Origin of the sequence: Maricaulis virginensis, from assembly GCF_027922185.1 — a bacterium.
Taxonomy (GTDB): domain Bacteria; phylum Pseudomonadota; class Alphaproteobacteria; order Caulobacterales; family Maricaulaceae; genus Maricaulis; species Maricaulis virginensis.
Window position 1 is genome coordinate 1 of sequence record NZ_BSFE01000008.1, and the last position, 22,893, is coordinate 22,893.

Annotated in this window: 27 protein-coding genes and 2 tRNA genes; 14 read left to right on the forward strand and 15 right to left on the reverse strand. The window is 66.5% G+C overall.

All coding sequences use genetic code 11. From position 1 onward, the window contains the following. Positions 1 to 112: 112 nt before the first annotated feature. Complete coding sequence (locus PKE71_RS13025; RefSeq protein ID WP_271187423.1) at positions 113 to 865, reverse strand: DUF6065 family protein; 753 nt, start codon at positions 863 to 865, stop codon at positions 113 to 115. A gap of 95 nt (positions 866 to 960) precedes the next feature. Here PKE71_RS13025 and rlmN point away from each other — a divergent pair, with 95 nt between their 5' ends. Next, entirely contained in the window at positions 961 to 2,136 is a 1,176-nt protein-coding gene (rlmN, locus tag PKE71_RS13030) for a 23S rRNA (adenine(2503)-C(2))-methyltransferase RlmN (RefSeq protein WP_271187424.1), read from the forward strand. A gap of 69 nt (positions 2,137 to 2,205) precedes the next feature. On the opposite strand, the gene PKE71_RS13035 is transcribed toward rlmN, so the two are convergent. Beyond that, entirely contained in the window at positions 2,206 to 2,715 is a 510-nt protein-coding gene (locus tag PKE71_RS13035; protein ID WP_271187425.1) for an EF-hand domain-containing protein, read from the reverse strand. Positions 2,716 to 2,916: 201 nt separating this feature from the next. Between PKE71_RS13035 and PKE71_RS13040 the strand changes: the two genes are divergently transcribed. From PKE71_RS13040 to PKE71_RS13050, 3 genes are all read left to right on the forward strand, one after another. Beyond that, the gene (locus tag PKE71_RS13040) at positions 2,917 to 3,762 is read left to right on the forward strand and encodes a GNAT family N-acetyltransferase (protein WP_271187426.1); all 846 of its coding nucleotides are present in this window, start codon (positions 2,917 to 2,919) and stop codon (positions 3,760 to 3,762) included. A 93-nt stretch (positions 3,763 to 3,855) separates the two neighbouring features. Next, positions 3,856 to 4,218 carry a hypothetical protein gene (locus tag PKE71_RS13045; protein WP_271187427.1) on the forward strand — a complete coding sequence of 121 codons (363 nt, stop codon included), beginning with the start codon at positions 3,856 to 3,858 and terminating at the stop codon, positions 4,216 to 4,218. Continuing rightward, entirely contained in the window at positions 4,215 to 5,672 is a 1,458-nt protein-coding gene (locus PKE71_RS13050; protein ID WP_271187428.1) for a methyl-accepting chemotaxis protein, read from the forward strand. Before PKE71_RS13045 ends, PKE71_RS13050 begins: the two co-directional genes overlap by 4 nt. Before the next feature lie 23 nt (positions 5,673 to 5,695). Here the strand turns inward: PKE71_RS13050 and PKE71_RS13055 are convergent, their stop codons facing one another. Beyond that, positions 5,696 to 6,604, reverse strand: a complete 909-nt coding sequence (locus tag PKE71_RS13055; protein WP_271187429.1) for a class I SAM-dependent methyltransferase — start codon at positions 6,602 to 6,604, stop codon at positions 5,696 to 5,698. A gap of 347 nt (positions 6,605 to 6,951) precedes the next feature. On the opposite strand from PKE71_RS13055, the gene PKE71_RS13060 reads away from it, so the two are divergent. After that, positions 6,952 to 7,713 (forward strand): creatininase family protein, encoded by a 762-nt coding sequence (locus PKE71_RS13060; RefSeq protein WP_271187430.1) that lies wholly within the window; start codon positions 6,952 to 6,954, stop codon positions 7,711 to 7,713. Positions 7,714 to 7,725: 12 nt separating this feature from the next. On the opposite strand, the gene PKE71_RS13065 is transcribed toward PKE71_RS13060, so the two are convergent. After that, complete coding sequence (locus tag PKE71_RS13065; protein ID WP_271187431.1) at positions 7,726 to 8,178, reverse strand: host attachment family protein; 453 nt, start codon at positions 8,176 to 8,178, stop codon at positions 7,726 to 7,728. A gap of 254 nt (positions 8,179 to 8,432) precedes the next feature. On the opposite strand from PKE71_RS13065, the gene PKE71_RS13070 reads away from it, so the two are divergent. Then, on the forward strand, positions 8,433 to 8,903 hold the full coding sequence (locus PKE71_RS13070) for a hypothetical protein (RefSeq protein WP_271187432.1): 471 nt from the start codon (positions 8,433 to 8,435) through the stop codon (positions 8,901 to 8,903). Between the two features lie 2 nt (positions 8,904 to 8,905). On the opposite strand, the gene PKE71_RS13075 is transcribed toward PKE71_RS13070, so the two are convergent. The 4 genes from PKE71_RS13075 to tsaD are packed head-to-tail and all read right to left on the reverse strand — an operon-like array spanning position 8,906 to position 11,665. Next, the gene (locus PKE71_RS13075; RefSeq protein ID WP_271187433.1) at positions 8,906 to 9,241 is read right to left on the reverse strand and encodes a Rieske (2Fe-2S) protein; all 336 of its coding nucleotides are present in this window, start codon (positions 9,239 to 9,241) and stop codon (positions 8,906 to 8,908) included. After that, complete coding sequence (locus tag PKE71_RS13080; protein WP_271187434.1) at positions 9,238 to 9,534, reverse strand: YciI family protein; 297 nt, start codon at positions 9,532 to 9,534, stop codon at positions 9,238 to 9,240. Before PKE71_RS13080 ends, PKE71_RS13075 begins: the two co-directional genes overlap by 4 nt. Next, positions 9,534 to 10,535, reverse strand: coding sequence for an NAD(P)H-dependent glycerol-3-phosphate dehydrogenase (locus PKE71_RS13085; RefSeq protein WP_271187435.1), 1,002 nt, complete (start codon positions 10,533 to 10,535; stop codon positions 9,534 to 9,536). Before PKE71_RS13085 ends, PKE71_RS13080 begins: the two co-directional genes overlap by 1 nt. Then, positions 10,532 to 11,665 carry a tRNA (adenosine(37)-N6)-threonylcarbamoyltransferase complex transferase subunit TsaD gene (gene tsaD / locus PKE71_RS13090; RefSeq protein ID WP_373878821.1) on the reverse strand — a complete coding sequence of 378 codons (1,134 nt, stop codon included), beginning with the start codon at positions 11,663 to 11,665 and terminating at the stop codon, positions 10,532 to 10,534. Before tsaD ends, PKE71_RS13085 begins: the two co-directional genes overlap by 4 nt. 36 nt (positions 11,666 to 11,701) lie before the next feature. Between tsaD and hemC the strand changes: the two genes are divergently transcribed. The 6 genes from hemC (at position 11,702) to PKE71_RS13120 (ending at position 16,983) form a co-directional block, all read left to right on the forward strand. After that, the gene (hemC, locus tag PKE71_RS13095; RefSeq protein ID WP_271187437.1) at positions 11,702 to 12,667 is read left to right on the forward strand and encodes a hydroxymethylbilane synthase; all 966 of its coding nucleotides are present in this window, start codon (positions 11,702 to 11,704) and stop codon (positions 12,665 to 12,667) included. Then, on the forward strand, positions 12,664 to 13,401 hold the full coding sequence (locus PKE71_RS13100) for a uroporphyrinogen-III synthase (RefSeq protein WP_271187438.1): 738 nt from the start codon (positions 12,664 to 12,666) through the stop codon (positions 13,399 to 13,401). Before hemC ends, PKE71_RS13100 begins: the two co-directional genes overlap by 4 nt. A gap of 31 nt (positions 13,402 to 13,432) precedes the next feature. Then, positions 13,433 to 14,725, forward strand: a complete 1,293-nt coding sequence (locus PKE71_RS13105) for a hypothetical protein (RefSeq protein ID WP_271187439.1) — start codon at positions 13,433 to 13,435, stop codon at positions 14,723 to 14,725. Beyond that, positions 14,722 to 16,188, forward strand: a complete 1,467-nt coding sequence (locus PKE71_RS13110; RefSeq protein ID WP_271187440.1) for a heme biosynthesis protein HemY — start codon at positions 14,722 to 14,724, stop codon at positions 16,186 to 16,188. Before PKE71_RS13105 ends, PKE71_RS13110 begins: the two co-directional genes overlap by 4 nt. Continuing rightward, positions 16,185 to 16,814 (forward strand): uridine kinase, encoded by a 630-nt coding sequence (gene udk / locus PKE71_RS13115; RefSeq protein ID WP_271187441.1) that lies wholly within the window; start codon positions 16,185 to 16,187, stop codon positions 16,812 to 16,814. The genes PKE71_RS13110 and udk overlap by 4 nt, the downstream gene beginning before the upstream one ends. Positions 16,815 to 16,907: 93 nt before the next feature. Beyond that, a tRNA-Thr gene (locus PKE71_RS13120) sits at positions 16,908 to 16,983 on the forward strand. 166 nt (positions 16,984 to 17,149) lie between these two features. On the opposite strand, the gene bfr is transcribed toward PKE71_RS13120, so the two are convergent. The 7 genes from bfr to PKE71_RS13155 form a co-directional block, all read right to left on the reverse strand. Further along, positions 17,150 to 17,626 (reverse strand): bacterioferritin, encoded by a 477-nt coding sequence (gene bfr / locus PKE71_RS13125; RefSeq protein ID WP_271187442.1) that lies wholly within the window; start codon positions 17,624 to 17,626, stop codon positions 17,150 to 17,152. 98 nt (positions 17,627 to 17,724) lie between these two features. After that, positions 17,725 to 17,922 (reverse strand): (2Fe-2S)-binding protein, encoded by a 198-nt coding sequence (locus tag PKE71_RS13130; protein WP_271187443.1) that lies wholly within the window; start codon positions 17,920 to 17,922, stop codon positions 17,725 to 17,727. A 151-nt stretch (positions 17,923 to 18,073) separates the two neighbouring features. Continuing rightward, entirely contained in the window at positions 18,074 to 18,865 is a 792-nt protein-coding gene (locus tag PKE71_RS13135; protein WP_271187444.1) for a TIGR00266 family protein, read from the reverse strand. Between the two features lie 123 nt (positions 18,866 to 18,988). Beyond that, complete coding sequence (locus tag PKE71_RS13140) at positions 18,989 to 19,405, reverse strand: response regulator (RefSeq protein WP_271187445.1); 417 nt, start codon at positions 19,403 to 19,405, stop codon at positions 18,989 to 18,991. Between the two features lie 70 nt (positions 19,406 to 19,475). Further along, entirely contained in the window at positions 19,476 to 20,372 is an 897-nt protein-coding gene (gene folD, locus PKE71_RS13145) for a bifunctional methylenetetrahydrofolate dehydrogenase/methenyltetrahydrofolate cyclohydrolase FolD (RefSeq protein ID WP_271187446.1), read from the reverse strand. After that, positions 20,362 to 20,685 (reverse strand): DUF167 domain-containing protein, encoded by a 324-nt coding sequence (locus PKE71_RS13150; protein WP_271187447.1) that lies wholly within the window; start codon positions 20,683 to 20,685, stop codon positions 20,362 to 20,364. The genes folD and PKE71_RS13150 overlap by 11 nt, the downstream gene beginning before the upstream one ends. After that, complete coding sequence (locus PKE71_RS13155) at positions 20,686 to 20,985, reverse strand: YggT family protein (RefSeq protein ID WP_271187448.1); 300 nt, start codon at positions 20,983 to 20,985, stop codon at positions 20,686 to 20,688. A gap of 219 nt (positions 20,986 to 21,204) precedes the next feature. Between PKE71_RS13155 and PKE71_RS13160 the strand changes: the two genes are divergently transcribed. Beyond that, positions 21,205 to 21,280, forward strand: a tRNA-Ala gene (locus PKE71_RS13160). Positions 21,281 to 21,520: 240 nt separating this feature from the next. Next, positions 21,521 to 22,852, forward strand: a complete 1,332-nt coding sequence (locus PKE71_RS13165) for a S41 family peptidase (RefSeq protein WP_271187449.1) — start codon at positions 21,521 to 21,523, stop codon at positions 22,850 to 22,852. Positions 22,853 to 22,893: the final 41 nt, after the last annotated feature.

The window sequence follows — 22,893 nt, forward strand, 5'->3', positions numbered from 1 at the left end:
TCCTGTCCAAGAGACGAAATCCAAGCCACAAGGTGTCAACCATGTCTCCGAACACCCGTTAATGATGTCCCCGGGCTGAACAACAAGTCCGGGGGAAATGGTGTGTGTCCACCTACTTTCCGGTCTCCCCGTCCCCGAACGGCTTCGGGCGCAGCTTGGTCTTGTGGCTGGGCGGGCCTTTCGAGCCGTCGGGCATCAGGCCGCGATAATAGCCCTTCTGCCATTTCAGCTCGGCCGCGTCCCTGTCGCCCTCGCGCAGGCGGGTGGCGAAGTCGGCGCGGCTGAGGCGCCAGGTCTCGAACTGTTCGAACGTCTTCGGGTCGGCATGCAGCGGCCGGATCTCGGTCTCGACCTTGTCGAACAGGTCGCGGCGCACCGGGAAGAGCTGGGCGATGGCCTCGTCTGCCTCGAAACGCACCTCGCCGGGCCGGGTGAAGCGCCAGTTCATGGTGAAGGCATAGGGGCTCCAGTCGGTCTCGATCACGCCGTTGAGCGGCGCGATCCCGTCCCTGGGCGCATTCACCGGCCCCATCACCCAGATATTCCAGCCCGGCGGCGTGCGCAGCAGGAAGCCCGTCTCGAAGGTCAGGATGCCGGATCCGAAATTCGCCATCGGCGCGCCGGGTTTTCCCGTCGCCAGCGGGTCGTCCATGCGCACCGTCACATCCTCGACCCGCTCGCCGCCATTCCAGCTGGCGGTGAAGCCGGTCGGGGTGAACACTTCCCAGCCGTGCTGGTTGGCCAGCGCCAGCGGCAGGCAGCGATAGGCCGAACTTTCCGGCGTGGCGTCCATCCAGTCGCGGCGGCTTCCGGCCGGGCGGATCGTCGGCGCTTGTGCGGTGAGGGGGTGGCAGATCAGTTTCATGCCCCCATCACAGCGCGGCCTGCCCCGCGCGCGCAACCCCGTCATGCGTTCTGCCCCCTCGCGGAGTGCAGTGTTTTCCTGTATGTGACGCCGCCATGAACCTACAGACCAGCCATTCCCTCGACCTGTCTGCCGCCCGCCGCCCTGCCGCGCCGCCCGGACCGCTTTCGCTCGCCGGCCTGACACGCACGCAATTGCGCGATGCGCTGATCGAGCGCGCGGGCGTCGACGAGAAGAAGGCCAGGATGCGCGCCGACCAGCTCTGGCGCTGGATCTATCACTATGGCGTCACCTCTTTTGACGAGATGACGAATGTCTCCAAGGACCTGCGCGCCGTGCTGGCGCGGGAGTTCACGCTGCACCGGCCGGAGATCGTGGAACGCCTCGTCTCCGTCGACGGCACGCGCAAATACCTGATCCGGCTGGCACCGGGCGTGGAGTGCGAGACCGTCTTCATCCCGGACGTGGCGCGTTCGGGTGCGCTGTGCGTGTCCAGCCAGGTCGGCTGCACGCTGAACTGCACCTTCTGCCATACCGGCACCCAGGCGCTGGTGCGCAATCTCACCGCGGCCGAGATCGCCGCCCAGGTGATGATCGCGCGCGACGACCTGGCCGAATGGCCGACCTCGAACGAGAACCGCAAGATCACCAATATCGTCTTCATGGGCATGGGCGAGCCGCTGTACAATCTCGATCATGTCTCCGATGCGATCGACATCATTTCCGATGGCGACGGCATGGCGATCGGCCGCCGGCGCACGACGGTGTCGACCTCGGGCGTGGTGCCGAAGATCCAGGAGCTGGGCGAGCGGACGGGCACGATGCTCGCCATCTCGCTGCACGCCACCAATGACGATCTGCGCAACGAACTGGTACCGCTGAACAGGAAATACCCGCTGGCCCAGCTGATGGACGCGATCCGCGCCTATCCGGGCCTGGGCAATTCCAAGCGCGTGACCTTCGAATACGTGATGCTCAAGGGCGTCAATGACAGCCTGGCCGAAGCGCGGGCGCTGGTGAAACTGCTCAAGGGCGTGCCGGCGAAGATCAATCTGATCCCGTTCAATCCCTGGCCGAACAGCCCGTATGAGTGCTCCGACTGGGACCGGATCGAGGCCTTTGCCGATGTGGTCAACCGGGCCGGCTATGCCTCGCCGATCCGCACCCCGCGCGGCCGCGACATCTTTGCCGCCTGCGGCCAGTTGCGCTCGGAAAGCGAGAAGTTGCGCGCCAGCGTGCTGAAAAAGCAGCGCCTCGCAGGCGAAGCCTGACGCGATAAAGAAAACCCCGGCGCGAGGGGCACCGGGGTTTCCAGGTATCGATGACGGGTTCGGGGAGGATTACCCGCGCATCGGATCTTCAAGCGAGCCTTCGGCATCGATATCGGTATCGGCGCCCAGCTCGGCATCATTGCCGACTTCCGGATCGGTGATGGGATCCTGGAGCGGGTCGTCCATCGGATCTTCCATCGGGTCGATCCCGGTTTCCGATTCCAGACCCGTTTCGGCCTCGATCCCGGCTTCGGACTCGATCGGGCTGTCCTGCGGCTCGTCATAGACCGGATCGTCCTCGACCGGATTGTCGTCGATATCGCTCTCGACACCGGCTTCCGCATCAGCGCGGCCTTCCAGCCAGGCTTCGAACTCGGCGGCATTCAGCGAACCGTCGCCATCGCTGTCCTGCTCGTCAAAGGACGCGCGGTCCAGGGACGGATCGGCGATCACGGCCTCGTCGAAGGACACCGCACCGTCCTGGTTGGAGTCCAGCGTGATGAAGGTCTGGTTGTCCTGGGCGAGCGCGGCGGAAGCACCGAACAGCGTCGCGGCGGAAATCATCAGCAGCGTTTTCATGGCAAATTTCCTTTCCGTTGCTTTCGGGCGCTGCCTGGGCAGCTCACCCGTTGCGAATGACCTAGAAATGCCCGCTCCCGGACATCGGTTCCTGCCGCAGTTGGGGTCATTTCGGGGCAGAATGTGGCAGGGCGGCTTGGCATCCGGACATTCGGCGCGCTAGCGTTGGCATCCGCAAAAGGGCCACGGCCCGGAGACATCATGACTTCTGCCGTTCTTTACCGCTGGCGCCTCAAGCCCGGACGCGACGCCGAGTTCCGCGACGCCTGGACCGAGGGTACGCGCCGCATCCACGAGACCTGCAGCTCGCACGGCGCGGCCCTGCACTGCGACGAGGACGGGATCTACTGGTCCTATGCGCTCTGGCCGTCCGAGGATGCGCGCAAGACCTGTTTCAAGGAGAATGACTGGTTCTCCCGGGACTGTTTCATCACCATGCAGGACTGCATCGACGAGCGGTTCGAGGAAATCCGGCTGGACGCGAAGAGCCTGGTGCTCAGCCCGCCGGCCGACCGTCCCGAATTGCCGGTGCTCACGACGGACCGCCTCATCCTGCGCCCGCTGACAATGGATGACGCCGAAGCCCTCTTCCCGGCCTTCGCCGATGACGACAATATGCGCTACTGGTCCTCCGCGGCGCTGGAAGACCTGGACGCCATGCGCCGCTATATGCGCTGGAATGTCGAGGGTGACGGCGCGCGCTGCTGGGCTTTCGCCCGGGCAGAAGCCCCGCACGATGCGCTGGGCTGGGCTTTGCTGATGGACCGGCGCGAGGGCACGGCCGAGATCGGCTATATCCAGCGCCCCGACGCCGCCGGCTCCGGCTATGCCCGCGAAGCCGTGCAGGCCGTGCTCGGCCACGCCTTCGACACGCTCGGCCTGCGCCGCCTCTATGCCGATATCGATCCGGACAATGCCGCCTCGATCCGGCTGGTCGAGGCACTGGGTTTCCAGCTGGAAGGCCGGCTGCGCGAGGCCTGGGAAACGCATATCGGCGTGCGTGACAGCCTGATCTACGGCCTGACCCGCAGCGACTGGACCTCGTGAGAGCTTATAAAATATCAGACCGTTCCACGACCTGAATAAGCACTAGTTAACTTTGGCATCTGATCTTGAACGCACTTCAGTTCACGCGATTCGATGCAAGCAAAACCCGTTCTCGACTTCCTTCCGGCGGCAATCCTGGCACTCCTCACCGTGTGCACGCCCCTGCTTGTCCTGACCGAACCCGTCGACGGTCCGGACGTGGCGGCCGTGTTCCCGCCGGGCTGGCAGCCGGCCGACGTGATGCAAGCCGTGGCCCGGGCCGATGTCGGTCTCGTGCGCTTCGGCGCCTTCGGGAATATCGGCATCGTCGAGATCGGCGATCCGGACGCCCTGGCCCGCCTGCGCGCGGCCGGCGCCTGGCTGACCCTGCCGCCGCAGGCCCTTGGCGGTTGCCTGATCGGCGATGAACTGACGACAGCCTCCCTGCATCCGTCCACCGGAGCCCGAACCTCATGAGCAATCTGGATACACTGCGCCTTCGCGCCCAAAGCGTCGCCTCGATGGTCATCTTCGCCCTGGCCGTCCTGGCACCGGTCACCTCGGCCATCTTCGCCGCCAGCCATCTGGTCACGGTTGCAATCATGAGTGCCCTGGTCGCGGGACTGGCGCTGGCCAACTGGCGCCTCAGCCCCAATACCCCGGCCTCGCGCTCCGCCACGGCCGCGGCCCTGATCGCCTTCCCGGCCCTGTTCGTCTTCATGCTCAGCGGCTCGCCCTGGCAGATCGACATGCACATGATGTTCTTCGCCAGCCTGGCGATCTGCGCGATCATGCTGGACTGGCGGGCTATCGTGGCAGCCTCGGCGGTCACCGCGGTGCACCACCTCTCCCTCAACTTCTTCCTGCCCTGGGCGGTATTCCCCGAAGGCGCCAATTTCCTGCGCGTCGTGTTCCATGCCGTGATCGTGGTCGGCCAGGCCGCCGCCCTCATCTGGATGACCCATCAGGCGGCGAAGGCCCTGAGCGATGCGGACCTGCGCACATCCGAGGCCGACAAGGCACGCGAGGACGCGGCCAGCAGCTCGGAGCAGGCCTCGACCGCACGCAGCAATGCCGAGCGGCAGCGCCGGGACATTGCGGCCCTCGCTGAACAGTTCGAAATCCAGCTGCGGCAGGTCGCGAAGGGTATTTCCGGCGCGTCCGGCCAGGTCGACAGCCTTGCCCGGCAGCTGGGAAGCGATGCCGAGGCAACGCGCCTGAGCGCCAGCGAAGCTGTCTCCCAGGCCTCCTCGACGAATTCCGACGTGCAGTCCGTCGCCGCCGCGGCCCAGCAATTGTCGGCCTCGATCAGCGAAGTCGCCCGCATCCTGGAAAGCAGTTCGGGCGTGTCCGAACGGGCCGTGGCCGAAGCCGAGGGCGCCGGCCGGTCCGTGGAACAGCTTGAATCCGCCGCCACGGAAATCGAGAGCATCATGAAACTGGTCGCCGATGTGGCCGAGCAGACCAATCTCCTGGCGCTGAATGCGACCATCGAGGCCGCCCGCGCCGGTGAGGCCGGCAAGGGATTTGCCGTCGTGGCATCGGAAGTGAAAGCCCTGGCCGAACAGACCACACGGGCGTCGAACGATATCGCCAGCCGGATCGAGTCGATGCGGGGCGCCTCCAGCGGCGCGGCCGTTTCGCTGGGCCGCATCGCAGAAATCATCGCGGAACTGCGCGGCGCCACCGACAGCGTCCAGGATGCCTTCACCCAGCAGGATCAGGCAACGCGCGAGATCGCGGAACTGGCCGAGAAGGCTGCGGCGGCAACCTCGCGCGTCAATGACAGCATGGATTCGGTCAGCGATGCCGCAGCCCGCACCTCCGGTGCGGCGGAAAGCTTCGCCCAGGCCTCCAGCGAACTGAACGGGTCTGCCCGCCAGCTGGACGAGGAACTCGACCGTTTCCGGCAGTCGCTGGGCGCGGCGTAACCGCGCCCGGCCCTGCCGCCGGCCTACATGTCCGGCTTGCGGAAACGGTAGACGAAGCGATCCGTCATGCGGCGGATGGACGCGTCGAACACCGAGATGTCGCGCGGGTCGTCCGGATTGGCCAGCATGTCGCTTTCACCGTCGAAGACGAAGCCGGCCGCCTCGATCTCGGCGCGCACGATGCTGGCCTCGATCCGGTGGGTGGTGTTGACGTGCTCGAGCCCGCTGCCTTCCGGCGCGTGGTGATCGATCACCAGATAGACCCCGCCCGGCCGCAACGCGTCGTAGACGGCCCGGTTCATGGCGTCCCGGTCGGTCTCGTCCCAGGCCGTGTCGTGATAGAAGAGCACCATCATCACGCCGTCGAGCGGTTCGTCGATATCGGCGGCAAACGTCTCGATCGGCGAGACGACATGGGTGACGTTGGCGCGGTCATCGGCCAGCATGCCCAGCGCGGCATTCGGCTCGGGGAAGCGCTCGGCGATCCAGCTGGGATTGTGGGCGTAGACATGGCCTTCCGCGCCCACCGCCGTTGACAGTACGCGGGTGTAATAGCCCGAACCCGCCGTCAGGTCGGCGACGCGCCAGCCATGTTCCAGCCCGGCGAACAGCAGGACTTCCGCCGGATGCCGGTTGACGTCGAGCAGCCGGTCCTCTTCGGGCCGGGTCTCGTCGGACACGGCATCCTCCAGGCTCTGTGGCATGGCATCGGCATGATCCATCATCCCGTCATGCTCGTCGTGCATGTCGTGATCGGCGTGCATCTCCTGATCGGCATGCATGTCATGCGACATGTCCGCATCGTGATGCATCTCTGTGTCGTGCTGCATGGCACCGTCCGCCATGCTGTCGTCCTGGGCCATGGCCGGCATCGCTGCCGTCATCGCCGCGGCCAGCGCGATGGCTGTCGTCGCTGAAATCATCTGGCGCATGAATTCCCTCCTCATCCTTCAGGCCTCGGCCCGAAATCCGGCGGATCATGCCGCCGCAGGCCACTCCGCGAAAATCACGAACCCGTGACGCGGCGTGAGACACGCCAGGCGCAAGTTTACGCTTGCTAAGGGGTTTTCAGGCATAAGGTTAATCCATCAGGGCCCCGGTCAGCGGGTCCGATGGAGGGGACATGCAATTCATCCTGGCCTTTGCGGTCGTGCTCACCGGACTCGCCGCCTTTGTCTACCGCCGCGAAAGCCGGCGGCAGCAACACCGGTAACGCGCGCTTGCGTGCGGGCCGCTGTCCGGTTTAGCTCCTTCGGAACAATTCTCCGGGGAGGCCGACATGCTCCTGCACCACGCATCCTGGCCCGAAGTCGAGGCCTATCTGAAACGCTGCAAGGGCATCGTGATTCCGATCGGCTCGACGGAGCAGCACGGGCCGAACGGGCTTGTCGGCACGGACGCGATCTGTCCGGAAGTCATCGCCGCGGAAGCCGGCGCCGAGAGCGGCTTCCTGATCGGGCCGACCTTCAATGTCGGTATCGCCCAGCATCACCTGGCCTTTGCCGGCTCGATGACGCTGCGTCCCTCGACCATGATCGCCGCGCTGAATGACTGGATCGAAAGCCTGACGCGGCACGGTTTCGACCGGATCTACTTCCTCAACGGCCATGGCGGCAACATCACCACGATCAACGCCGCCTTCGCCGAATACTACGCCAATTTCTCGCTCGACGCGGCGGCCTGTCCGGTTCGTCTGAGCCAGCGCAACTGGTGGGAACTGCCCGGCGTGGGCGATACCTGCCGCAATCTCTTCCCGGTCGGCGACGGCATGCATGCCACCGCATCGGAAGTCGCCGTGACCTATTATGCGCACCCGCAGGCCGTGAAGACGGTGGAGATGTCGCCGAAGATCGCGCCGACGGGCAGCTTCACCGACGCCGCCGACTATCGCCGCAATTTCCCGGACGGCCGGATCGGCTCCGACCCGTCCCAGGCGACGGCGGAAAAGGGGGCCGAGATCGTCGCCGTCTCCAGGGGCGCGCTGATCGCCGAGCTCACCGCCTTTTTCGGCGTCCAGCCCCTGGCGCGCGCGGCCGAGTAGGCCGACCGGCCTCTAACCCGTCAGAAGCCCGGCGAGCCGTTTCTCGATCTTGTCGACCGGCTCGTTGGTCACGTCCACAGGGTCCTCGATCAGGCATTCCGCCAGCGCGTCGGAGAATTGCGAACGCGCCTCGCCCAGCGCCCTGGCCGGCGCCATGACGACAAGGCGGTCGAATTTCTTCTCCGCGCAAGCCTTGTTGAGATACTCGACAACATCGTCGACAAAGCGCGCCTTGGCCTGCTGGTGAAAGTCGGTTTCGCTGACCGCCGAGCGGCCGTGAGCAGGGTCGGGGAAACGGCCCGGCCTGTCCTCGCCCTGATCGCGATCGGGCGGATTGTCGATGCCGAGCGTCTCGACCAGTTTCAGGTTGGGCTGATCGTCAAAGCCTTCATTGTGCCAGATCAGTGCCTTGCCGCCGTCGAAGGCGGCGAGCCAGGTCACCGTGTCTATCAATGCCTTCTTCATGGACGTCCACCTCGTTGCTACGCCAGATATCTGGGCATCAATGCCTGCACCCGGCAAGGGTTTTGAAAAACGCATAGTGTCGCAGCCCGTTCCGGCCGCAGCTTGCATCAAGGCTCCCCGCGCGCTTAGCTCGCGGACGAAGCCGAAGGTGGACCGTCCGGACGGCGGAACCGGCGACACATAAGTTTCATTTCTCCGTCCACGGCCGATCCGATATAGGCCCGGCGGACATGACCTCACGGAGGGGACACGCCATGAAGACCGTCTACTGCCTCGCTTTCGCCCTGGTGATCGCCGCCTGCTCCGCCCCGCAGGAGGATGGCGGGACGGCTGCCACCAGCGGCTATGACGCTGACAATCTGGCAACGTCGCAAGCCTGCTTTTCCGAAACGCCGTCGGTGCTCCTGGAGCCCGGACAGACGCTGATCGAGCGGGGTCCGTCAGGCGTGGTGCTGGTTTCCCATGCCCGCGGCGGGGCGCCGGCTGACTATGCCTTCAACATCGCGACCCTGCCCGAAGCGCAGCGCCAGCAGATCGACGCCGCCGCCGCGGATTTCTTCCGCACGGCCGGCGAGCTCTACGACGTGACCACGGACGCCGTGATCTATCACCGCGCCCGGGACGGGGCCTTCTGTGCCGTGATCCGCGACGATGCGGCCGGCCAGGCGCTGGTCGATGCTGCCGAAGCGGTTGACGCGGCGCGGCCGGACACGCCGGACGAATAGGCTCAGACGGCGCGGATCACGCCGCCCGTCACCTTGACGGCAATCGGGACCAGCCGGTCGCCCGCCGCGGGGCCGCCGGTACAGCGGCCGTCTTCAATGTCGAAACTGGCGCCATGAACCGGGCAGACCAGCGTCTCACCCTTGTGCAGCAGGCCGCGCCCGTCGGGCAGGGTCAGCGGCAGGCCGGCATGCGGACACAGGTTCGACCAGGCGGTAATGTCGCTTCCCCGGCGCACGAGCAGCACGGCGCCCTTCTCCCAGGCAGCCGCCCGGGCTCCGGGATCGGGAATCTCGTCCAGCCGGGCGAGCTCGGTTCCTGCCGGCGGCTTCGGTCTCATGCGGCGCTGTCGAACGGCGGATTGACCAGCCAGCGCCAGGGCGCGATCTCGACCCGCTCGAACAGGCCGGCACGGCCGTAGGGATCGTCCGCCAGCCAGGCATCCAGCGCCGCGCGATCCGCCATGTCGGCAATGATCAGCGAACCGGCCATGTCACCGGCCTCGTCGAGCCAGGGCCCGGCCGCCTTCACCGCATCACCGGCCGCGTTGAGCCAGGCGATATGGTCATTGCGGTTGGCCAGGCGCACATCCAGCGCACCGGGCCGGTCCCAGGTGTGGATGAGAAAAAGCATCAGGCGGTCTCCAGGGTGAAGGGGCGCGACAGCAGCGCCTCGATCGCGTCGTCGACGCCGGTGCGGCCGGCCAGGATATCGTCCACCGCCTCGCAGATCGGCATCTCGACACCATGCCGTTTCGCCAGCGCAACGACCGCCGGCGCGCTGGCCACGCCTTCCGTGACGGCCCGGCGGCTGGCGAGGATATCGTCCAGCGACACGCCGCGCCCCAGCGCCAGGCCGCAGGACATGTTGCGCGACTGCGGCGAGGAACAGGTCAGAACGAGATCGCCCAGACCGCACAGCCCGGCCAGCGTCTCGCGCCGGGCGCCCATGGCCACGCCCAGCCGCGTCATCTCGGCAAAGCCGCGCGAGATCAGTGCCGCGTGCGCCGACTTGCCCAGACCCTTGCCCTCGGAAATCCCGCAGGCGATCGCCAGCACATTCTTCACCGCCCCGCCGATCTCGGCGCCGACCAGATCGGTCACCAGATAGGGCCGGAAGCGGCTGGTCCCCAGGGCCGCGATCAGATCATTGCCGACCGTCTCGTCGGCACAGGCCAGCGTCACCGCCGTCGGCAGGCCCTGGGCGGTATCGATGGCGAAACTCGGTCCGGACAGCACCGCCGGAATGGCGCGCGGAATGGTTTCACCCAGCACATCCGTCATCAGCGACAGGGAGGACTGTTCGATCCCCTTGGCGCACAGAACCAGGGGCAGACCGTCACGCGCATAGGGCGCGAATGTTTCCAGTACGCGACGCAAATGTTGCGCGGGCGCGACAGCCAGGACGGCCTCGCAGGCATCCAGATCGGAAATCGCCGTGACCGCCTCGATCGACGGTTCGAGCGTCACTTCCGGCAGGAAAACCGTGTTCTGGCGTTTCGTGTTGATCGCGTCGGCCACATCCTGCTCGAAGGACCAGAGCAGCACGTCCCGGCCTGCCTTGGCAGCCGTCTGGGCCAGGGCCGTTCCCCAGGCGCCGGCGCCGATGACGCCGATGGTCTGATAGTCGCTCACGCTTTGGGTCCTTTCCGTCCGGATCCGATCACGGGGGCCAGCTTGGCCGACGCCGCGTCCAATGGCCAGCGTGCCCGTGCCGGTGCGTCGAGCCCGTCGGTCTCGCCGCGCACCAGCCGTTCCAGCCCTGCCAGGGCGATCATGGCGGCGTTGTCGGTACACCATTTCATCGGCGGCGCGATCAGGCGGAAGCCTTCCTGTGCGGCCGCCGCCTCGAGCGCCCCGCGCACGGCCCGATTGGCCGCGACCCCGCCCGCCACGACCAGCGGCCGCGGCGTCGCAACATCCGGATAATCCCCGGCAAACTGCTTCATCGCCCGCCGGGTCCGGCTCGCGAGCGCTGTCGCGATCGCGGCCTGGACAGACGCGGCCAGATCGGCCTTGTCCTGTGCGGACGGCGCGTCCAGCCCGTCCCAGATCTGCCGGGCTGCCGTCTTCAGACCGGCAAAGGAGAAGTCGCAACCCGGCTTGCCCTTCAACGGGGTCGGCAGGTCAAAACGGTCCGCATCGCCGGCTTCGGCACAGCGTTCCAGCGCCGGACCACCCGGAAAGCCCAGACCCAGCACTTTCGCCGTCTTGTCGAAGGCTTCACCGGCGGCATCGTCCAGGGTCGAGCCGAGGCGGTGATAGACACCGACGGCTTCGGCAATCAGCAGCTGGGTATGCCCACCGGACACGAGCAGCAGGAGATAGGGGAAATCGAGCTTCTCGCTCAGCCGCGGCGACAGGGCGTGGCCCTCGAGATGGTTCACCGCGATCAGTGGCTTGCCCGCACCCAGAGCGAGCCCCTTGGCCGTCATCAGCGCGGCCATAACCCCGCCGATCAGACCGGGACCCGATGTCGCAGCCACCGCGTCCAGCGCGTCCAGCGACAGGCCGGCCTTGTCAAGCGCCGCAGCCGCGAGACCGTCCATCGCCTCGGCATGGGCCCGCGCTGCGATCTCGGGAACCACGCCCCCGAAGGGCGCATGGGCCTCTGTCTGGCCGAGCACGAGATCGGCCAGCACCTCGATCCGGCCGTCGGGATGACGGCGCAGGATCGCAGCAGCGCTCTCGTCGCAGCTCGACTCCAGACCGAGCACGGTGAGTTCGCCTGGTTGCGCGGATGCGGATGCGGGGGCTAAGTCCATGGCTGACCGATAGCCTCAAGACCGGGATCCTGCAACGTGAAGCCGCCGTCCTCGCCCCAGCCCATCGCCACCCGCCGCTCGCCGCTCGCCCTGGTCCAGGCCCGCGATGTGCAGGCCCGCCTCATCGCCGCCTGGGGCCTTGACGCGGAAGAGGGCGAGCGCCTTTTCCCCATTCTGGGCCTGGTCAGCACCGGCGACCGGATCCAGGATCGCACCTTGCTGGAAGCGGGCGGCAAGGGCCTTTTCACCAAGGAGATCGACGAGGCCCAGCTGGCCGGCGAGGCGACCTTCGCAGTGCATTCCATGAAGGATGTCCCGACCGAGCTTCCCGAGGGGCTCGCCCTCGGCGCCATACTGGAGCGGGAGGATCCGCGCGACATGCTGCTGGCCCGCGGCGGCGAGACCCGCCTGGCCGACCTGCCCGAAGGCGTGACCGTCGGCACGGCCAGCCTGCGCCGGCAGGCCCAGCTGCTGCACGCCCGCCCGGACCTGACCGTCGTGCCCCTGCGCGGCAATGTCGATACCCGGCTTGGCCGGCTGCGCGATGGCGAGATCTACGCGACTTTCCTGGCGCGCGCCGGGCTGAACCGTCTCGGACGGGACGAAGCGCTGCGCGAACCGCTGGCGATGGATGAGATGTTGCCCGCCGCGGCTCAGGCTGCCGTGGGCGTGGCGGTCCGCGCCGACGATGCCGAGGCCCGGACCTGGCTTGCACCGCTCAACCACGCTGCGACAGAGCTTGCGATTGTCGCAGAACGTGCTTTTCTCAGAAAACTGGATGGGTCTTGCCGCACCCCGATTGCGGCCCATCTTAATAATGAATCAATGGATTTCACCGGCGAAGTCCTGACACCTGATGGCCAGAACCGCTGGCGTGAACAGTCCCGGATCGACATGAAGAAAGCCACCCTCACCGACGCCGACACGGCCGGCCAGACCCTGGGCGAGGCTGTGCGCGCGGCCGCCGGAGACCGCCTTGCGGAGGTTCTCGGTACGGCATGACGGTTCTGGTGACACGTGGATGGCCCGGCGCCGAACGCACCGCTGCAGGACTGCGGCGGATGGGCATCGACCCCATTGTGTCACCGGTTCTCGACATCAATTTCCGGGCCCGTATCGATGTCGACCTGACAGGCACGCAGGCGATTGTCTTCACCAGCGCCAATGGCGTGCGGGCCTGGGGCCCGCGCCGGCCGGAGCGGGATCTGCCCGTTTTCGCGGTCGGTGACGCAACGGCCGACGCCGCGCGCGATATCGGCTTCAAGAAGGTCTTTACAGCCAAGGGCGATGTCGAGGCGCTGGCCCGGCTGATCCTGCGGAAGGTGAAACCGTCCGATGGCGACCTCCTGCATGTGCGCGGCATCCATGTCGCCGGTGATCTGGGTGGGGCGCTGAAGCCGCATGGGTTCAGGGTGCATGACGCGATCGGCTATGGCGCGGTCGCTGTGGACACGCTGGGTGAGGAGGCCATCGCAGCGATCGTTTCCGGCGCGCCGGTCTCGGTGCTGATCCACTCGGCGCGAAGCGCAAAGACCTTCCTCGACCTGCTGCGCAAATTCGGCCTTCACCACTGGCTGGGCTCGGTCACGGTCTATGGCATCTCCGCCAATGCGCTGGCGCCGCTGGAAGGCGCCGGTTTCGGTGCCCTTGTTGCCGCGCCCCGGCCCAGTGAGGACGCGCTTCTTGCCCTGCTGGACGAGACCTCGGAACTGGCGCGCGCCTCCAACGCGTCCTAAGCTGGTCCAAACACGCGAATCACGGGCCGACATGGCTGATCCCAACGACACTCTCGACCCCGAACCCGTCGATGCCGAGTTCGAGCCGGCGGACGATTCCCGCCCGGCCGGAAAGCCTGTGCGCAAAGGTCCGGGCTGGCTGTCGCTGTTCACGGTATTTCTGCTGGCGAGCGCAGCCGGGGGTGCCATCGGCTATGCCGGGCAGACCTATTTCGGCGCGCCTGTTCCGTCCGGTGATGGCGCTGCAGCGGAACGGGCCGCCCTCACGGATGCGATCACGGCACTGGAAAGCCGCCTGGCCACGGTTGAAGGACAGCTTCCCGAAGGCGATCTGTCGGCCATCACGGAATTTCTGGAAGCCGGCGACCAGCCCGATTTCGCCGCACTCGAAGCGCGGCTGACTTCGCTGGAGAACGCGCCAGCCGCCACGGCCGGCAGCGCTTTCGACCCGGCGCCGCTGGAACACAGGCTCGACCGGCTGGAAGCCGCGATCGCCGATGTCGATGCCCTCGCCAACCAGGCGCTCGACGGCGCCCAGGCCTCGACCGGCAACAGCATCGATCCGCAAGTCCTGCAGAACATCACTCAACGCCTTGCCGCACTCGAGCAGGCGGGCGATACCGGCGGCGCGCCACCCGCCGTCAGCTTCGACGATCCGGCACCGCAGATCGAGGCGCTCGACGCCCGGATTGCCGGGCTGGAAAGCGATCTCTCGGCGCTCGGCGACCGGCTGGGCGAGACCCGTTCCCTCGCCGAGACCGCGCAGTCGGCGGCCGACACCGCGACGCGTACCGCTCAGAATACCGGCGGCGATGATGCAAGGGCCTCGCGGACGCTGGCGGCACGCGCCCTGGCGCTCACCGCCCTGCGCGAGATCGCAATGACGGGTGAGGGCTTCGAGGCCGAGCGCGCCGCTCTTGCGCGTCTGTGGCGTGACAATGCCGATCTGGAAGCCCTGGCGCCTGTCGCGCGTGCCGGTGTTCCGACACTCGATCAGCTGGCCGCCAATTATCCCGGCAGCACCATTCGCGAAGCCGCCGGGCCCGGCCGTATCTTTTTCGGCCTGATCGAGGTGCGCCAGGCCGAGGCCGGCGATGACGAGACCGGCGCGCTGGCGATCACGGCCCTGGCCGAAGACCGGCTGTCACAGGACGATCTGGACGGCGCCATCGCCCTGACCGAACGCCTGGAAGGCGACGCGCTCGAAGCCGCGCGCGACTGGCTGATCTCGGCACGCGCCCGTCAGGATCTCGACCTTCGCCTGACCCGGCTGCGCCAGGCGCTCGCCGACGATGCCACTGCGCAGGGAGCCGATCCGTTATGATCCGCCTGATCCTCGCCGTCGCCTTCGCTGTGCTGACCGCTGCGCTGGGCGCCTTCCTGGCCCTCAATCCAGGCCGCGCGACCTTTGAGTTCCTCGGCACGCGCATGGAGATGCCCTTCGTGGTCGCGGCGGGCGGGACGATCCTCTTCGCCTTCGCGCTGCTGGTCGTGTGGTGGAGCATCTACATGCTGTGGACGTCGCCGGACAAGGTGAAGGCCTTCCTGTCCCGCCGCCGTCGGGAACAGGGCTATGACGCGCTGGAACGCGCCCTGATTGCCTCGGCCGCCGGCGATGGCGAAGCCGCCGTCCGCCAGGCTGCCCGCGCCGATGCCCTGCTGGACCGGCCTGCCCTGTCGCGCCTGCTGGCCGCCCGCGCCGCTGAAGCCGCCGGCAATCTCGAAGGAGCCCAAACCCAGTACGAAGCCCTGCTGGAAGACCAGCGTACGCGCGTCGTTGCCCGCCGGGGCCTCGCCCAGCTGGCCCATGAGCGCGGCGATCACAAGGCGACGGCCGAGCATGCCGCCGATGCCTTCAGCCAGGCCAAGGGTGCCCGCTGGGCCTTCATCGCCCTGTTCGATGCACAAGTGGCCGAGGGACGCTGGGAGGACGCGGCCGCAACCCTCGGCGAAGGCGAGAAGCGCAAGCATGTCGCGCCGGACATCGCCAGGCGCCGCCGCGCCGTCCTGCTGACGGCCGCCGCGCTGTCCTGCGAGCAAAGCGATGCCGAGAAGGCGCGCGAGCTGGCACTTTCCGCCCATCGTGCCGCCCCGGGTTTCGCACCGGCGGCCGCCCTCGCGGCGCGGCTTCTGGCGGAAGGCCGGCGCCACAAGAAGGCGTCCGAGGTAATCGAGTCCGCCTGGGCTGCAGCACCGCACCCGGCGCTGGCACAGGCCTATCGCGAACTGCGCAAGTCCGACAGCAAGACCAGGCGGCTGGAGCGCCTCAACGCCCTGGCAGCCCTGCATCCGGATCACCGCGAAAGCCGCCTGATCCGTATCCAGACGGCGCTTGAAGATGGCGACGCCCCGGCTGCGCGTGAACTGCTGGACCCGATCCTGGCCAGGACCGAGGCGCCGTCCTCGCGCCTGTGCGCCCTGGCGGCGCGCCTTGCGCGCCTGGAGGGCCGCGACGAGCAGGCCCGGCGCTGGATGACCCGCGCCTCTCACGCGACGGCCGAGGCCGACTGGACCGATATCGACCCGGACGGGCGGCTGTTTGCCTACACGCCGGATGACTGGAAACGCATGGTCTATGTCTATGGCGACGAGAACCGGCTGACCCATCCGCGCTATGAGCGTTTCGAGCGCATCGCCGAGACCGTTCCCGAAACCGCCCTGCTGGAGGCGCCCCGGCCCAAGCGGGCCGCCGCCTCGCGCAGCGCCCGGTTTGCCGACGCCCCGCCGCGCATGCCGGACGATCCCGGTGTCGAGACGGACGAGAACGGCGACGGCCGCAGCGCATGACGGATCCGGTCTTCCTGCTTGGTATTGTCGGAGGTTCGGCCTCCGGCAAGTCGCGGCTCGCCGAGGCGCTGGCGCGTCATTTCGCGCCGCACGGGGCCTATGTCATCCCCGAGGACGACTATTATATCGACGCGACGGCGATCCCGGATTTCGACGCCGACACGTTCAATTTCGACGAACCGGCGGCAAAGGATCACGGCCTTCTCGCGGCGCATCTGGGGTGCCTGAAAGCCGGCGAGACGGTCGATGCACCGCTTTATGATTTCAAGACGCACCGGCGGCGCGCGGAGACCGTGCAGCGCCAGCCGGCACCGGTCATCCTGGTCGAGGGCCTGCACCTGCTGGCCAGTTCCGATATTGCCTGCACGCTGGATCTGGCAGTGTTTGTCGAGGCCTGCGAACAGACCCGCTTCGCGCGCCGCATGGCCCGCGATGTCAGTGAACGCGCCCGCACGCCGGCATCCGTGACGCTGCAGTTCAACACCATCGTCCAGCCGATGCATGAACGGCATGTTGAACCCCAGCGCGTTCACGCTGATATCGTGATTGAAAACATGGGCAAACCGGATTTTGACGCGCTGGCACGGCCGGTCATCTACGCCGTCGAGGCGCAGCGCCGCAGATAAGTGATTTTCCTGCTGCAGCGGGACTTGCCCGGACCCGGTTTCGCGGTTAGTTTCCGCCGCCTCCAGCCTGACGGGCCGGAGCATATGCAATGGGCCGCTTTAGCTCAGCTGGTAGAGCAACGCATTCGTAATGCGTAGGTCGCGTGTTCGAGTCACGCAAGCGGCACCACCCTTCGCCCTGCGGGCTTCGGGTGGCAAGCCACCCGCAGCGCGCACACCGGGCGAAGCGGTGCCCTCCGAAGCCTTGACGAAGGAGGGCGGCTGGCGACAGACACCAACCGCTTCATCCCTCCGCCAGCAGAGTCTTCTTCGGCAGGCGCGCTCCCGGCGCCGTCCTATTCGCCGGATTTCATCTGGGATTGCATGTAGCGCTCTTCGCCGATCTTCTCGATCAGGCCGAGCTGGGTCTCCAGATAGTCGATATGCTCTTCCTCGGAGGCGAGGATGTCGGTGAAGATCTTGCGGGAGACGAAGTCCTGGGCCTGTTCGCAATAGGCGATCGCCTCGACATAGAAGGGGTGGGCCCGCTTCTCGATCTTCAGGTCACACTCGATGCATTCCTTCAGGGTTTCGCCGATATAGATCTTGGAGAGGTCCTGCACATTGGGCAGGCCTTCGAGAAAGAGGATACGTTCGATCAGGAGATCGGCGTGCTTCATCTCGTCGATGGATTCCTCGTACTCGACCTCGGCGATCTTGCCGAAGCCCCAGTCCTTGTACATGCGGGCATGCAGGAAATACTGGTTTACCGCGGCCAGCTCGAGCTTGAGCGCCTGGTTGAGATATTCGATGACCTTGGCATCGCCCTTCATGGCGCATCTCCCGTAGTGACTGGACGCGCCGTACTGTACGGAAATGCGGCCTGCGGCCAACCGCTATCTTTGCAAGTGAAAGTGGGAAGCGCTCGCGGCTATTCGGCTGCCGTGGCAAGGCCTTCCGGGCCGAGGCGGTGCATCGCGATCATGTCGGCGACATCCGGCAGGCAGCGGCCGCAGCGCGGCTTGGCTTCGCAACGCTTGAACACGCAGCCGACTTCCTTCACCGCCGGATCGGCGGCGGCAGCCTGGAGTTCCTTGTCGCGCAGGGCGTTGCAGATGCAGACATACATGGGCGGACTCGTTTCCCGGAAGTCGTAGGGAAACTTGTCCCGCGAATGCGAATGACTGTCAACTTCATAAATGATGCAGAGTCAGTCATTCCCCGTTTACGCGAGCGCCGCAGGCCTGCCCCGCAAGGACAGACCGGCGCAAGAACCGCCGCTAGCTGCCGCGCATGATGTCGCCGATCGGACCGAGGACCGAGCCCTCGCCCTGGCCGGAACCGGTGCGCGGCACATTCGCCAGGATGCGGCCCGCCAGGCGCGAGAACGGCATGGACTGGAGCCAGACTTTCCCCGGGCCGCGCAGGCGCGCAAAGAACACGCCTTCGCCGCCAAAGATCATCGACTTGATATTGCCCGCCCGCTCGATCTCGAAATCGACGCCCGGCGTGTAGGCGACCACGCAGCCGGTATCGACATGCAGTTCCTCGCCCGGCGCCAGTTCGCGCTCGATCAGCGTGCCGCCGGCGTGCACAAAGCACCAACCCGTGCCCTGCAGGCGCTGCATGATGAAGCCTTCACCGCCAAACAGGCCGGTCATGATGCGCTTTTGCAGCGCAATGCCGATCGACACGCCCTTGGCGGCGGCCAGGAAACTGTCCTTCTGGCAGATCAGCTCGCCGCCCATATCCGGCAGGTGAACCGGGATGATGGTGCCCGGAAACGGCGCGGCAAAGGCGACATGCGCCTTGCCCTGCCCCTGATGGGTGAAGACCGTCATGAACAGGCTCTCGCCGGTCAGGAGCCTTTTGCCGGCACCGGCCAGCGCGCCCCAGACGCCCGACTGTTTCGACGAACCGTCGCCGAACACGGCGTCCATGCCGATACTGGGCGATTTGTACATCATCGCACCGGCTTCCGAGACGACGCTTTCGCCCGGATCCAGTTCGATCTCGACATACTGGATATCGCCGCCGCCGATCTTGTAGTCGATCACGTCCGTCTGGCTCATGCACGATCCCCTTCGCATGCAGGATAAAAGGACAGCCTAGAACGCCGGTCCGTCCGGGCAAGCGGTATTGTGCCGCGTCCCTTCCCCCGGGGCGCGTGCCTTCCAGGTCAGAGCGGAAACGGATCAGATAGTCTGGATATCGGCTTCGCCGACGGCTTCGCGGATACGGTGGGCCAGATGCACCGGCACATCGCCGCAGCTCTTGCGGAAGCTCTCATTCTTGTCGAGACGGGCGATATCGTCCGGCAGGCGCGCTGCATCGACACTCATCGAGCCCGACAGGATCAGGATCGGTGTGTCTCCGGCATGGCTCTGCGTGGTTTCCAGCGTATCGCGTGGGTGGATGGAGTCCGGCAGGCGCAGATCGAGCAGGACGAGATCGTAATCATTGCGGCCGAGCAGGCGTTTGGCATCCCGCAGCGTGCGGGCAACCTCGAAAGCGATGTCCAGGTCCCCGGCTTCGCAGACGGCGTGCTGGACCAGCATCGCATCCGCAAAATCGTCCTCGACGTGCAGCACCTTGAGTGCGCGGTTCGCCATCATTTCCTCCCTCATATGCCAGACTAGCCCGGTTGCCTTACCGAACTGTTTATGACGCCCCTTTTTGTCGTCAAAACCCGTCCGGCAACTCCACGCTGTGACGCAGCGCCGCTGCGATTACCGTGTTTCGCAGCAGCATGGCAATCGTCATCGGTCCGATACCGCCGGGAACCGGCGTAATCCAGCCCGCATGCTTCACAATCTCGTCAAAGGCCGCATCGCCCACAAGGCGCGTCTTGCCCTCGCCACGCTCGGGCGCCGGGATACGGTTGATACCGACATCCAGCACGCAGGCGCCCGGCTTCACCCAGTCACCCCTGACCATCTCGGGGCGGCCCACCGCCGGCACCACGATATCGGCGGTACGGACCAGCGCGGGCAGGTCCTTCGTGCGCGAGTGCGCGATCGTGACCGTGGCGTTCTTTTCCAGGAAGAGCAGGGCGGTCGGCTTGCCCACCAGGATCGAGCGGCCGATCACCACCACCGACTTGCCCGAAACATCGCCCATCGCCCGTTCAGCCAGCAGCACGCAGCCCGACGGCGTGCACGGACGCAGGCCCGGCTTGCCGAGCACGAGACGGCCTGCGGACGCTTCTGTGAGACCGTCCACATCCTTGTCCGGATGGATCGCCCCGATGACCCGGTTGGCGTCGATATGATCCGGCAGCGGCATCTGCACGAGGATGCCGTCCACACCGTCATCGGCATTGAGGCCGGCGACGATCTCCAGCACGTCGGCCTCGCTTGTGTCCGCCGGCTTGCGGATCTCGATCGAGCGCATGCCGGCCGCTTGCGTACGAAGGCCCTTGTTGCGGACATAGACGTCGCTGGCCGGATCGTCGCCGATCAGCACCACGGCGAGACAGGGCACGCGCCCCAGGGATTTGGCCAGCCCGGCCGCAGCCTCGGCGGCCCGGGCGTCGATTTCAGCCGCGACGGCCTTGCCGTCGATCAGTTCAGCGCTCATCGCTTGGGCCCTCCAGCAGGCTCCGGATACGCGCCAGCGCCGGGCCCTCGGCCTCGATGCGGACGGTCTTCAGTCGGGATGTGGCGCCGCGTATAACATCCAGATCGCGTTTGGGAAGACCCAGATGCTTCGCCAGGAGCGCAATCAGCGCGGTGTTGGCCTTGCCCTTCTCGGGCACAGCGCGCACGCGCACCGCCAGGTGCCGGCTGCCATCGGCGCCGTCCTGCCAGCCTTCAACCGCATCCGCCGAAGCGTTGGGCGTCAGGCGGACGTGCAGGACAAGCCCGGTTGCGTCGCTCTGCAAGCCGTTCATCTAGAAGATGCGCATCAGCTCCCCGAGCACATAGCCCTGCACGAAACCGATCAGCAGCAGAAGGACGATGGGCGAGAAATCCATCCCGCCGAGCGGCGGCAGGATGCGCCGGATCGGCGACAGGAGCGGTTCGGTGATCGCCGAAGTCACCCGCCAGATCGTCGAGACAAACTGATTGTGCGCATTCACCACATTGAAGCTGATCAGCCAGCTCAGGATCACGCTGACAAGAACAACGATCCACAACAGGTTCAGCAAAGGGTGGATGATGTAGACAATGAGGCCGTCGATCGGGGACATGGGCGGGTTTTCCTCGGCATTCGCTCGCTTTCCCTGCTTCTAGCCCGGCCAGGCAGGGAAGGTCCAGAAGCGCGTGCGCTCGCCGGCACACATCCCGCGATGGCCGGACGGGTCCGGCATGGAATGCCCTTCTGCGACAGACGCGTTGACGCGCCCGCAATCCGGTGACACATAAACCGCTCCCAAACCCGCTGCGCCTCGCGTTTGCGGGAAGGTGACGGGGCCGTAGCTCAGTTGGGAGAGCGCGTCGTTCGCAATGACGAGGTCAGGGGTTCGATTCCCCTCGGCTCCACCATTTCTCCGATCTCACGGCAGTCCGCTTCGCGGACGCCTCCGATGGGGCGGCCTGACCGGCCGACGCGCGGTCGCGCTTGCGAACCCTGCGGGTTCGTCCAGCTCCACCGCAAACGAAAATCCTGCTGCCTGCATCGCCACGCCGTCGCCTGCAACAGGCACCCTCCATCCTACCAAGCGGTAATTTGATCTGGGCGCTCCGGCTCTCTACGCCTTTGGGGATGTCCTGAGGGGAGCTGACATGCGGTTTCTGGTTTGCCTTGCAATGCTTGTCTTGGCGGCACCGTCCGCTCAGGCCCAGCCCGCACCCACGCCGATCGATGCGGAAACCCGCAATGCCGCGATCGCGGATGTGGGCGATCTCATAGCCGAAAACTATTACGACGCCGGGCGTGGTGCCGCCATTGCCGAAGAACTGGCCGCCTTTGCCCGCTCTCCGCAGGCCGCCGGCCTCGATACCGGCCAGGGGCTGGCAACCGCGCTGGTCGAATTCCTGCGCGAGCGGGACCGGCATTTCAACGCGGCCTGGCGCGGTCCCGACTTTATTGCCCGGGTCCAGGCGCAATGGGATGCGGAAGAAGCCGCCGGCGGCGAGGAAGAGGACAGTATCGAGCGCTGGGCCGAATACCGGCCGCAGAATTACGGTTTCAACGATGTGCGCGTGCTGGAAGGCAATATCGGCTATATGGCCGTCACCACCTTCAACCCGCTGATCGTATCGCAATCGAAGGCCGATGCGGCCCTGTCCTTCCTGGCCGATACCGATGCCGTCATCATCGATCTGCGTGGCAATCGCGGCGGCGAGCCGGAACTGGTGAACTATCTGCTGAGCCATTTCACGCCGGCTGGCGAGCGCGTTCACTACAATACGGTTCTGCAGCGCAATGCAGACGCCGAAGACCTCTACACGATCGCCGATCATCCGATGGGACATCGCCCGGACGTCCCGCTCTACGTGCTGGTCTCAGGCGAAAGCTTCTCGGCCGCCGAAGCCCTTGCCTATCATCTTCAGGCCATGGGCCGCGCAACGGTGGTCGGCGAAGTTACCGGGGGCGGTGCCAACGCCGGACGGATCTTCCTCGCGCCTGCCGGGTTGATCGTCTTCATTCCGGACACGACCGGCCGCAGCCCGTTTACCGGCGCAAACTGGGACCGTACCGGCGTGCAGCCCGATATCGAGGTTGCGGCCGGCGACGCCTTGGAACGTGCCCGGGTCGAGGCCCTGACCCGGCAGGTCTCCGGCGTTGAAATCGAGGGGCCTCAAGCCATGCAGTCGGCCTATCAGCTGGCACTGGCCCAGGCCGAGGCCGGCCGCTGGGTTCCGACCCCGGCCGAGCTGGAGGCCTGCACCGGGCAGTATAATGGCGGCCGGGTCTGGCTGGAGGACGGGCAGCTGCGTTATCAGGGCAGCAATAACGTGCTCGCCCTCACACCCTTCGCGCCGGGCGTCTTCCATTTCCCGGACAATGATACGGTGCAGGTGCATTTCCCCGGCTATCGCAGCGGCCGTGCCAGCGCCATGCGGCAGGCCTATCCCAGCGGAGACTTCTTCGACCGCGAACGGATCGACTGAGCCGGTCCGGCGCGCCGGGGACAGCCGGCGCGCGACCGTCT